10 protein-coding genes are annotated in these 11,143 nt (G+C 41.4%); 5 read left to right on the forward strand and 5 right to left on the reverse strand.

Annotation, left to right across the window (positions count from 1 at the left end; genetic code table 11):
• Positions 1-83: 83 nt before the first annotated feature.
• The 5 genes from O3602_RS07750 (at position 84) to pulA (ending at position 6,258) form a co-directional block, all read left to right on the forward strand.
• Positions 84-1,379: a sugar ABC transporter permease gene (locus O3602_RS07750; RefSeq protein WP_151379233.1), complete on the forward strand. Its 1,296-nt coding sequence runs from the start codon at positions 84-86 to the stop codon at positions 1,377-1,379.
• Position 1,380: 1 nt separating this feature from the next.
• The gene (locus O3602_RS07755; RefSeq protein WP_270299959.1) at positions 1,381-2,223 is read left to right on the forward strand and encodes a sugar ABC transporter permease; all 843 of its coding nucleotides are present in this window, start codon (positions 1,381-1,383) and stop codon (positions 2,221-2,223) included.
• Positions 2,224-2,366: 143 nt separating this feature from the next.
• Entirely contained in the window at positions 2,367-3,179 is an 813-nt protein-coding gene (locus tag O3602_RS07760) for a DUF1189 domain-containing protein (protein WP_371611469.1), read from the forward strand.
• An 11-nt stretch (positions 3,180-3,190) separates the two neighbouring features.
• Entirely contained in the window at positions 3,191-4,174 is a 984-nt protein-coding gene (locus O3602_RS07765) for a LacI family DNA-binding transcriptional regulator (RefSeq protein WP_371611470.1), read from the forward strand.
• Between the two features lie 8 nt (positions 4,175-4,182).
• Entirely contained in the window at positions 4,183-6,258 is a 2,076-nt protein-coding gene (gene pulA / locus O3602_RS07770) for a type I pullulanase (protein WP_371611471.1), read from the forward strand.
• A gap of 27 nt (positions 6,259-6,285) precedes the next feature.
• Here the strand turns inward: pulA and O3602_RS07775 are convergent, their stop codons facing one another.
• From O3602_RS07775 to dltC, 5 genes are all read right to left on the reverse strand, one after another.
• Positions 6,286-7,227, reverse strand: coding sequence for a YitT family protein (locus O3602_RS07775; RefSeq protein ID WP_151379229.1), 942 nt, complete (start codon positions 7,225-7,227; stop codon positions 6,286-6,288).
• Between the two features lie 75 nt (positions 7,228-7,302).
• Positions 7,303-9,057, reverse strand: coding sequence for an aspartate--tRNA ligase (gene aspS / locus O3602_RS07780; RefSeq protein WP_371611472.1), 1,755 nt, complete (start codon positions 9,055-9,057; stop codon positions 7,303-7,305).
• Positions 9,058-9,154: 97 nt separating this feature from the next.
• Entirely contained in the window at positions 9,155-9,379 is a 225-nt protein-coding gene (locus tag O3602_RS07785; RefSeq protein WP_003002041.1) for a hypothetical protein, read from the reverse strand.
• Between the two features lie 251 nt (positions 9,380-9,630).
• A complete protein-coding gene (gene dltD / locus O3602_RS07790) occupies positions 9,631-10,899 on the reverse strand; it encodes a D-alanyl-lipoteichoic acid biosynthesis protein DltD (protein ID WP_371611473.1) in 1,269 nt (422 codons plus the stop codon).
• Positions 10,892-11,131 (reverse strand): D-alanine--poly(phosphoribitol) ligase subunit DltC, encoded by a 240-nt coding sequence (gene dltC / locus O3602_RS07795; protein ID WP_003002265.1) that lies wholly within the window; start codon positions 11,129-11,131, stop codon positions 10,892-10,894. Before dltC ends, dltD begins: the two co-directional genes overlap by 8 nt.
• Positions 11,132-11,143: the final 12 nt, after the last annotated feature.

Consider the following 11,143-nt stretch of genomic DNA (forward strand, 5'->3'; position numbering starts at 1 on the left):
TATGTTCAATTATGAACCCTCTACTAGATCACTGTCAAACTTGTCTTCTTGCTCTCTGGCAAGGACATTATAAGGAGATTTGAATGACTACAGAACAAAATCCTAAAAAGGCTATGTGGCTCTCTTTGATCCCGGGTCTTGGGCAAATTTATAACAAACAAAAAACCAAAGGCTATATTTTTCTTGCCGTAACCGTTCTCTTTCTCGTTTACTTCATTGGAATCGGAGCTGGAGAATTAGCGAAATTGGTTACACTTGGAACAGTCCGTGGACAAGATAATTCCCTCTTTATCTTGATTCGTGGCGCCTTCCACTTGATCATTACCATTGTTTACTTCCTATTTTATGCCTTAAATATTAAGGATGCAGGAACAGTTGCTAAACGCATTAACAATGGTATTGCCGTTCCAAAAACTGGAAAAGAAATGGTTCATGCGATCTATGAAAATGGATTCCCTTATCTTTTGATTATCCCTTCTTATATCGCTATGACCTTTGCGATTATCTTCCCAGTTTTGGTTACCTTGATGATCGCCTTTACCAACTACGACTTCAAACATACCGCACCAACAACCTTGTTGGATTGGATCGGATTCCAAAACTTCACTAACATGTGGACCTTGAGTACCTTCCGTTCAGCCTTTACATCTGTTCTTGGCTGGACCTTGATTTGGGCTCTCGCAGCATCAACCCTTCAAATTGTACTCGGTATTTTGACAGCCATCGTGGCAAACCAACCATTCGTAAAAGGAAAACGAATCTTTGGGGTTATCTTCTTGCTTCCTTGGGCTGTCCCTGCCTTCATCACTATCCTCACATTCTCAAATATGTTTAACGATAGTGTCGGTGCCATCAACGCCCAAGTTCTCCCATTGTTTGCGAAGATCTTCCCATTCTTAGATGGCGTCTTGATTCCTTGGAAGACAGATCCTACTTGGACAAAAATCGCTTTGATTATGATGCAAGGGTGGCTTGGTTTCCCTTATATCTACGTCTTGACTTTGGGGATTCTTCAATCGATTCCAAACGATCTTTACGAAGCTGCTTATATTGATGGTGCCAATGGTTGGCAAAAATTCCGCAACATCACTTTCCCAATGATTATGGCGGTTGCAGCTCCAACTTTGATTAGTCAATATACCTTCAACTTCAACAACTTCTCCATCATTTACTTGTTTAACGATGGGGGACCTGGTTCTGTCGGAGGAAACGCTGGATCTACAGATATCTTGATTTCTTGGATCTATAAGTTGACAACCAATACCTCTCCTCAATATTCAATGGCTGCAGCGGTAACCTTGATTATCTCTGTGATCGTGATCTCAATCTCTATGATTGCCTTCAAGAAACTACACGCATTTGATATGGAGGATGTATAAAATGAAAAATTCGGTTCAATTTAAACGCCGCCTCAATCATTTCTTGACTTACCTGTACATGGTGGTTCTTTCAATCGTTATCATTTATCCATTGTTGATTACGGTTTTATCAGCCTTCAAATCGGGGAATGTCAGTGCCTTTACACTTGATTTTAGTGGCAATCTTAATTTTGATAACTTCTCAAAACTTTTCTCTGAAACACCTTATGGCACTTGGTATATGAACACCTTGGTTATCGCCATTATCACCATGATTGTGCAAACCAGTATCGTTACCTTCGCAGGTTACGCATACAGCCGTTACAATTTCTTGGCGCGTAAACAAAGTTTGGTCTTCTTCTTGATCATTCAAATGGTCCCAACCATGGCAGCCCTCACAGCCTTCTTCGTTATGGCTTTGATGCTGAATGCCTTGAACCAACCTTGGTTCTTGATCTTCCTTTATGTTGGTGGAGGTATCCCAATGAATGCTTGGTTGATGAAAGGATACTTCGATACCGTTCCAATCTCACTTGATGAGTCTGCTAAATTGGATGGTGCAGGGCACTTCCGCCGCTTTTGGCAAATCGTTCTTCCCCTGGTTCGTCCAATGATTGCCGTTCAAGCACTTTGGGCTTTCATGGGTCCTTTCGGAGACTATATCTTGTCTAAATTCTTGCTTCGTGATGAAGTAAACTATACGGTAGCCGTTGGTCTTCAAACCTTTATCAGCGACCAAAAAGATCAAAAGATCGCCTTCTTTGCAGCCGGTGCTATTTTGATCGCGGTTCCAATCTGTATCCTATTCTTCTTCCTACAAAAGAACTTTGTTTCAGGCTTGACAGCTGGTGGGGATAAAGGATAAAATAGATCCTTATTTCAAACACATTTTATTTTTAAGTTAAGGGTAGTATGGGTAATGCTTTACTACCCTTCGTTAAGAATAAAATCAATCAAAGAGATTTCTCTTTGCATCTCTGATTCTCTTATGTTTAGAAAGGTCATTGCATGCCCTATCCTTTTAATTATTTCGCAAGTATCTTCAATTTCCGCTCTTCTTTTGCAAACCGCAAAAAGCTGAGCTGGTTCCAAATGATTTTTACTTCTTTCTTTCTGATTTCTGTCACACTATTACCAGTGGCTCTTCAAAATGCTCAACTCAAAACCTATCCTTTAACAACTTTTGTTAGTGATGTGTTTGACCCCTTATCAAATGACGTCATGAAAGATATCCAAGAACACGTTGTGATCAAAGACCAAGAGCTCACCTATACAGGAACTAACCCTGTACACAAGACTTCAAAAGGACAGGTTGTCTTAGGCCAAGAAGCAAAGGCGAGTGAGGGCAAGGAGTTAACACTCCATTTTGATCGAAAACAGTTGATCATCTCAAAAGAAAATAAAGAACTCGCTACCGTCTCATACCAGGCTATCAATCAAGAGAGCCTTCGGGATAAAAAAAGCTTCACTCAAGCTATTTCTAGCGATTGGTTCCGTGAGAATCGACTCCCCGTCAGTCTCTTTCTCGTCATTTTCTCCGGCTTCTTATCAACAGTTAATTATTTGATACTCATCGTAGGGGCATCTTTCTTCCTCTACTTGACACGAAAATCTCGACTTTTTTCACTACAAACTTTCAAGGAATGTTTCAATTGTATTCTGAATTGCTTGGGACTCCCTATTTTATTGAGTGTCCTCATCAGTTTACTATTCCATCAAGTATTTACTACGACAATCATGATCCAAAATGTCTTATTTGTACTCTATCTTGCTATGGTATTTTATAAGACCCACTTCCGTGATCCAGACTATCACCGCTAGGAGGTTTTCTCATGCGTGTTACCATCAAAGATGTAGCAAAACTCGCTGGCGTCGCGCCTTCAACTGTCACGCGCGTCATCCAAAACAAATCCACGATTAGTGATGAAACAAAAAAACGTGTCCGTGAGGCCATGGTCGAATTGGATTACCATCCCAATCTTAATGCTCGCAGCCTTGTCAGCCAATCTAGTCAAGTCATTGCTTTGGTCCTACCAATCGACAGTGACGTCTTCTACCAGAATCCTTTCTTCCCAACTGTTTTAAGAGGGATTACCCAGATCGCTTCAGACAATGATTATGCCATCCAAATCTGTACGGGGCAAAATGAAGAACGTCGGCTCAACAACCTCAAACAACTCATCTACGGAAATCGTGTAGATGGTTTGATTTTCCTTTATTCCAACCCGAATGACCCCCTCGTTGACTTTGCGATCAAAGACAAGTTCCCCTTCCTCATCCTTGGAAAGGCAGCTTCTCCTTTTGTATCGCTAGTGGATAATGATAATATTAAGGCTGCATTTGATGCGACGGATTATTTCATTCAACAAAACTATCGAAAAATTGCTTTTATCGGGGGAAACAAAGAGCTGTTTGTGTCTCAAGACCGCTACCAAGGTTATAAAGAAGCCCTCCAAAAAGCAGGGATTCCTCTCGATGAAAAACTCGTTCATTTTTCATTTGGGTTTATGTTAGAAGATAATTCTTATCAAATGATGGAGAGTCTACCATTAACAGAACTAGATGCGATTATGACGACCGATATTCTCGTTGCTGAAGGGGTGCGCCAATACCTATTAGAACACCAGCTGACAATCCCGATTATTTCCTTTGATTCGATCAAGCCACGACTCGATATTGAAGCCTATATTGACATTAATGCGGTTGAACTCGGACGCGAATCTGTTCGAACGATTCTACAAATTATCAAGGATCACAAAGAAGGAAAAACCGTTTGCTACCGTCAATTGATTGACCATACCATTACGAAACTTTAGGAGTCTTTATGTCTACATTTACTGCTTATTTAGATGACCAAGACCTGATTCTTATCCAAAAAGGAGAGGAGCATATCCTTCCTTTTTATTTGGAAACGAACCAAGGTCATCTTGCCTTAATCCCTGTCAAAACGTCAAGTGCAGCGACTGACACAGGAGACTATTTCTTAAGCCCTATTCCACTTGAACTCGGAGAAGAGTACACCATCTACGATGCTACTGGAAATTCTTCTATACTCCACTATCGAAACATCGTTCGCAAACCCATTTTCGATCAAACCTTCACCTATACTGGAGAGGATTTAGGAAGTTTTTACACACCAAATCAGACGCAATTTAAATTCTGGGCACCCATTTCGCAAGACGTGACCCTTCATATCGAAGATCAGGTCTATCCAATGCATCGTACAGAAAATGGAGTCTGGGAACTTTTGCTTAAAGGGGACTGGGAAGGAGCTGCCTACCACTATGAGTTCCGTGTCAATGGCCTAGAACGTCGGATCCACGATCCCTATGCTCTATCCTCTTTAGCAAACTCTGGAGATAGCTTGGTCATCGACCGCAAGAAGATCACACGTCCTATCACACGTGCTGCTCGTCAACTAGACCCGACAGAAGCAATCATCTACGAGATGAGCGTTCGGGACTTCTCTGTCCAAAAAGAGGCCGGCTTTAAACACCCTGGTAAGTTTAAAGGGTTGACAGAATCGCCTCAACTCAATGGTCAGATCCTTGGATTTGATTACCTTCAAAAACTGGGCATTACCCATGTACAGTTACTTCCTGTCTATGATTTCGGTAGTGTCGATGAAGAGGATCAATGGAAAGTCTACAACTGGGGCTATGATCCTGTCCAATACAATGTTCCAGAAGGAAGCTATGCGAGCGATCCTAACGATCCTTATGCACGAATCCTAGAGCTCCAAGACACCATTGACACTTATCACCAGGCTAATCTGAGTGTCATCATGGATGTAGTCTACAATCACGTCTACCAGGCAGATGAGTACGCTTTTGAACAGATCGTTCCTAGTTATTTCTACCGCTATAATGCAGAGGGAGAGCGGACCAATGGAACCTTCTGTGGAAATGACGTGGCAAGTGAACGTTCCATGGTGAGACAGTATATTAAGCAATCCCTCAAACAATGGGTTTCCCTCTACGGCTTTGATGGTTTTCGCTTTGATTTGATGGGAATCCTAGATATTCAAACCATGACAGAGATTGCAGAAGAGCTCCGTGAAATCTATCCTAACATCCATCTCTATGGGGAAGGGTGGAAGATGGATACGGGCCTCTCTGAAGACCAGCTCGCTCACCAGTATAACGCTAAACAATTACCAGCCTTTGGCTTTTTCAGTGATAACTTCCGGGATACGATCAAGAGAACACTTGTAGCCGGTCACCGTCGTGAGAGTCAACATCCCGCAAATGATTTTGCTAACATTCTAGCGGCGAATGTCGGGAAGCTAGGGCCTGCTCATTTCACCCAACCTCAACAAGCCATTCAGTACGTCGAATGCCACGACAATGCTACTGTTTTTGATTATTTCCAACTTGAAAAGGAAGAGATTCGTCTAGAAGATCGAAAAGCTCTCTCTCGCCTCGCGCTTCATTTGGTACTATTATCTCAAGGAGTGCCTTTTATCCATGCTGGCCAAGAACATTACCGCACAAAAGGGCTCGAAGATAACACCTATAACTTGCCAGATAGTCTCAACCAATTGGACTGGACATCCCTTTCAAAATGCCAAGAAGAAATTGCTTTTCTTGAAGAATTGATTGCTTATCGGAAATCACAGCCACTCCTTCATTTGAAAAAAGGGCAAGAGATTCGCGACTACTGTGATGTCAAATGGTTGTCTGAACATCATTTGATCTACACGATTGAAAAAAATCGTGAAAAAATAACGATTCTCGTCAATATCGGCGATCAAGAACAGACCTATCAACATCCGAGCGATAGTCAGCTGTTATTTGCCTATCCTCATGCCAATCTAAAAACGCCTATTCCTAAAGGAAAGGAACTTTCTATATCTGCTCATAGTTGGCTCCTTCTCCACGAAACTGAATCAACAAAATAAGGTCACCACAATGTGGTGACCTTATTTTTATTCTTCTGTTTCCACAAAGCGTCCAATGATATGAACGTTTTCTGAAATGGTGATAAAAGCCTGAGGATCAGCTTTTTTCATAATATATTTGAATTCATTAAACTCTGCACGCGTAATAACTGTCAGCAGAACCGCTTTTTCCTGGTGGTTATAGGTTCCTTCTGCATTGTGGATAATAGTCGCTCCACGATGCAATTTTTTATGAATCTTTTCAATAATGGCATCTGGCTGGCTCGTTACGATCATTGCCTGCATTCGTTTTTGCTTGGTAAAGACAGCATCCGTTACTCGACTCGATACGAAGATGGTAATCATAGAGTAAAGAGCATATTTCCAACCAAAAGTCAGACCAGCAATCAACATAATGGTCCCGTTGACCAAAAAAGAGATACTGCCGACATTCTTTCCTGTCCGTTTTCGAATCGTCAAACTGACAATATCCGTTCCCCCACTGGAAATGTTGTTCCGAAGAGCAAAACCAATCCCTGTTCCCATGACAACCCCACCAAATAGGGCATTCATGATCGGGTCATTGGTCAAAGTTACCACTGGCACGAACTGAATAAAGAGGGAACTCATCGAAACCGTAATAAAGGTAAAGATGGTAAATTTATGGCCAATTTGATACCAAGCCACAATCATCAAAGGGATATTGATGGCATAAAAGGTTAAGGAAACGGGAATCGTAAAGCCAATAAAGCGTTGGCTCAGAACAGATAAAATCTGAGCTAGCCCTGTTGCACCACTGGAGTATACATGTCCTGGTTGAAAGAAGAAGTTGACGGCAATCGCTGATAGAAAACCATACAGCAAGGAAGCTGACACTTTTTCATCGTATTTCTCACGGGAGATGCTCTTCAGCACGCGCAATAATTTAATGTTATAAGCTAGTCGCCGCACATGATAGCGAAATAGCTTATGAAAGCGAGTTTTTTTCATTTTCAATCCATCGATTAGAAGAAAAGGAAAATCTTAGAGCAACTGATTCCTAGACTTTCCCTTTTCTCTCTTGTCCTATTCTTGCTCTGCTACTTCTACTTGAAGATTTAACTCATCCAATTGCTTTTCAGAAACGACAGAAGGAGCTTGTGTCATTGGATCTGTCGCCTTGTTATTCTTAGGAAAGGCAATGACTTCCCGAATATTATCTTCACCTGCAAGAAGCATCACGAAGCGGTCCAAACCAATTGCCAATCCTCCATGTGGTGGGAAACCATAATCCATTGCTTCCAACAAGAAACCAAATTGTTCATTGGCAGCTTCTTTTGTAAATCCAAGTGCCTTAAACATCCGTTCTTGTAAATCTTTATGATTAATCCGTAGGCTTCCTCCACCTAATTCATAGCCATTTAAGACGATATCATAGGCAATTGCTCGAACTTTTGAAAGATCGCCTTCCAATTCATGCTCTGTTTCAGCTTGTGGGAGTGTAAATGGATGGTGAGCAGACATATAACGGCCTTCTTCTTCAGACCATTCAAACATTGGCCAATCCACTACCCAAAGGAAGTTGTATTGATTGTTGTCAATCAAGTCAAGCTCTTTCGCAAGACGAACACGCAAAGCACCAAGCGTTGCATTGGCTACTTCAAGAGTATCTGCTACAAAGAGAACTAGATCTTTGTCTTCTAACTGTAAAGCAGCTGTCAAGTCACTTGTCAAGTCTGTCAAGAACTTCGCAACAGGACCGTTCAAAGCACCTTCAGCATATTTCACCCAAGCAAGACCTTTTGCACCGTATTGCTTCGCAACTTCCGTCAATTTATCGACATCTTTACGAGAGTAATGGTCTGCTGCACCTTTAACGACAATCGCCTTAACTGCTGGAGCTTCTGAGAAGACTTTGAAATCTACACCCTTGACAAGTTCTGTCAAGTCTTGGAGCAACATTTCAAAACGTGTATCTGGTTTATCTGAACCATACAAGGCCATCGCGTCATCATAATTCATCCGTGGGAATGGGAGTGTTACTTCAATTCCTTTAGTTTCTTTCATGACACGGGCAATCAAGCCTTCTGTGATATCTTGGATTTCTTGATCACTCAAGAAAGAAGTTTCCAAGTCGACCTGTGTAAACTCAGGTTGACGGTCTCCCCGTAAATCCTCATCTCGGAAACACTTCACGATTTGATAATAGCGGTCAAATCCAGCATTCATCAACAATTGTTTTGTAATCTGAGGACTTTGTGGAAGGGCATAGAAATGGCCTTTGTTGACACGGGAAGGAACCAAGTAGTCACGTGCTCCTTCTGGAGTTGACTTAGAAAGGAACGGTGTTTCCACATCAATAAACTCTAATTCATCTAAATAATTGCGGATTGAATGAGTTACTTTTGCACGGAGTTTGAGGTTTTCCAACATCTCAGGACGACGAAGGTCTAAGTAGCGGTAACGAAGACGAGTATCATCATTGGCTTCAATTCCGTCTTTGATTTCAAATGGCGTTGTTTTGGCAGTATTAAGAACCGTAATAGCCTCTACCTTAAGTTCTACTGCTCCAGTTGGCAAGTTCGGATTCGCTTGTTCACGAGCTTCCACAAGACCTGTCACTTCTACAACATATTCACTGCGGATGCTTTCAGCTGTGGCCATCACTTCTGCACTAACTGTTTCTGGATTGATCACCAATTGCATGATTCCTTCGCGGTCTCGTAAATCAATAAAGATCAAACCACCCAAATCACGACGACGGCTAACCCATCCTTTCAAAGTAATATGAGTTCCAATGTGTTCTTCACGAACACGTCCAGCATACATTGAACGTTTCATTTCTAATTAATCTCCAAACTAATATTCTTCCTTCTATTTTACCATAAAGACCAGCAGAAAGTGGCCTTTAGCTCAACTTTTTAAGTCACCAACTTCTTTAATTATCGTGGCTCTCTTCTTTCTTTTTGGGATCATCGTAGAGAGTAGGTGCTAGCACCTTCATTAAAGTCGCCGTCCCAAATCGCAAGACAGCTGCTGCTAGTCCAAAAATAGGGGATAGGTAGCGGAAAAAGAAATCTCCCCTAAGTACAAAGGTCATGCCACCCACAATAAAAAAGATCACAATTCCCTGAACGATTGCGTAAAACCAAATTTTTTTCACACTATTCTCCTTTTCACAAACTAGCTGACTTATCCACTGTTTTTTATCACTTATCCACAAAAATGTGGATAACTTTCACCTTTTGCCCCCTCAAAAGAGGAAGTGTCAGCAGTATCAGGACTTGTTTTCATCCATTTACAAGCAAGTTTCCCACAGCCTGTGGATAACTCTCTTGCATATTTATGACTTTCTCGTCACTTTCCTCACAAATCAAGGAGCCAGGATTTGATCCTGCCCCCTTTGATCAAGCATTATTTAAATTCGTCTGGTGTCCCTTTATATTGGGCCCAGTCTTTGCTGAAGAAGCGATCATTTAGATGGTAAGTTGGTGCTTTTTCAGCCTTTGTAACAAAGGGATTGACCGCTTTATCAAAGGCTAGCCAACCATTCCATCCCATATGAATCGTATCTTCCATAAAGTAGGGCTGATCACCATCTTTAGAAAAGTCTGCAATATTGGTGAATCCTTGACTTTCCAATTGGTAACGAATCTTTTGAACAGCCTGGTCATACATATCTTGACTCAAGCCTGTGTATTTCATCCATTTTGCATTAACTGGAGGAATGACAAAGATGACATTGGTCCGAGATTTAGCAAACTGGTCTAGAACCAACTGCAAGTCATTGTACTCTGGAGATTGAACATAGGATTCGTTTTTTTGGAAACCTTTTAGTTTCTTCAACTTCATTTTTAAACGAGTATTGTAAAAATGATTGCTGATTCCAAGGTCGTTGTTATTGGTTTTGACTTTTGCTTCAGCCGTTGCAATTTCTTCCAATTTCTCATATGAGAATTGATCTGGTAAATCTTGTAGACGTTTTTTGACCTTCTTATCGTAATTCCCGTTTGTACGCGTTGCAAGATTACTAAACAAAGCATCTTCGCGTTGGACAAGGTGGGAAACAAACTGGTTCAAAGACTGATCAAATCTGGAAATTTTCTTTCCTTGAGAAATTTTCGTTACAACACTTTGAAAGGCGACATTTGGATACTGTTGTAACAGACGCTTTGCAGCATACTGGGATGCAGCATCCTGTTGGTGATTGGCAATAAAGCTATTCAACTGATCGCTATTAAAGAATTGTTGAAAGGCAGAGGAATCATAGCCCTTCTTGGTAAACCATTGCGGAGAAACTACATAAACAGCTGTATTGTCCTTGAGTTCTGGCAAAATCTGTTGCATCCCAAAATACTGGTTCAAAGAAGCCGCACCACGTTCTCCTAAAAAGTAGGGTCTGTAATTGCGGTCATATTTTTCAGCTAAAACCGCTGGATGCACCACATCAAAACGTAACCATTCACTTGAGCCAAAATAAGGGACAAAGCGATGCTGTGGATCAGAAAGTGCTTCTTGTTTCTTTGTACGACTCTTGAATCCTTCTGCATTCAGGCTTACCGCAGCTTTTTTCTCTTCGGTATAGTTGTGCTTATGATTGATTGGATAAAAGAATAATAAAGCTGTTACCATGAGGAGCGCGCAAAATACGGGCCCTAAAATCAGCCACAAACGCTTAAGCATTCTGAAGCTCCGTTACACCTTCTACGATCTTGTTAGCAGTATTCCAATCATCGCGTCCAAATTCAGATACAGGAACACGAATGCCAAAGCGATTTTCCAGTTCCACAATCAATTCGACTGTCCCCATACTATCAAGGACACCCGCATCAAAGAGATCCTCATCCATCATGTCTGAGACATCTTCCATAAACAATTCGTCAATAATTTCAATTACTTGTGATTTTACATCCATTTTTCTATTCTC

Source organism: Streptococcus sp. 27098_8_186 (genome assembly GCF_041432055.1).
In the GTDB taxonomy this organism is placed as follows: Bacteria; Bacillota; Bacilli; order Lactobacillales; family Streptococcaceae; genus Streptococcus; species Streptococcus dentalis.

Excerpts from the sequence above, each read along its gene's own strand:
- aspS (WP_371611472.1), bottom strand. The coding sequence starts at position 9,057 with ATGAAACGTTCAATGTATGCTGGACGTGTTCGTGAAGAACACATTGGA.
- O3602_RS07765 (WP_371611470.1), top strand. The coding sequence starts at position 3,191 with ATGCGTGTTACCATCAAAGATGTAGCAAAACTCGCTGGCGTCGCGCCT.
- O3602_RS07775 (WP_151379229.1), bottom strand. The coding sequence starts at position 7,227 with ATGAAAAAAACTCGCTTTCATAAGCTATTTCGCTATCATGTGCGGCGA.
- O3602_RS07755 (WP_270299959.1), top strand. The coding sequence starts at position 1,381 with ATGAAAAATTCGGTTCAATTTAAACGCCGCCTCAATCATTTCTTGACT.
- O3602_RS07760 (WP_371611469.1), top strand. The coding sequence starts at position 2,367 with ATGCCCTATCCTTTTAATTATTTCGCAAGTATCTTCAATTTCCGCTCT.
- dltC (WP_003002265.1), bottom strand. The coding sequence starts at position 11,131 with ATGGATGTAAAATCACAAGTAATTGAAATTATTGACGAATTGTTTATG.
- pulA (WP_371611471.1), top strand. The coding sequence starts at position 4,183 with ATGTCTACATTTACTGCTTATTTAGATGACCAAGACCTGATTCTTATC.
- dltD (WP_371611473.1), bottom strand. The coding sequence starts at position 10,899 with ATGCTTAAGCGTTTGTGGCTGATTTTAGGGCCCGTATTTTGCGCGCTC.
- O3602_RS07750 (WP_151379233.1), top strand. The coding sequence starts at position 84 with ATGACTACAGAACAAAATCCTAAAAAGGCTATGTGGCTCTCTTTGATC.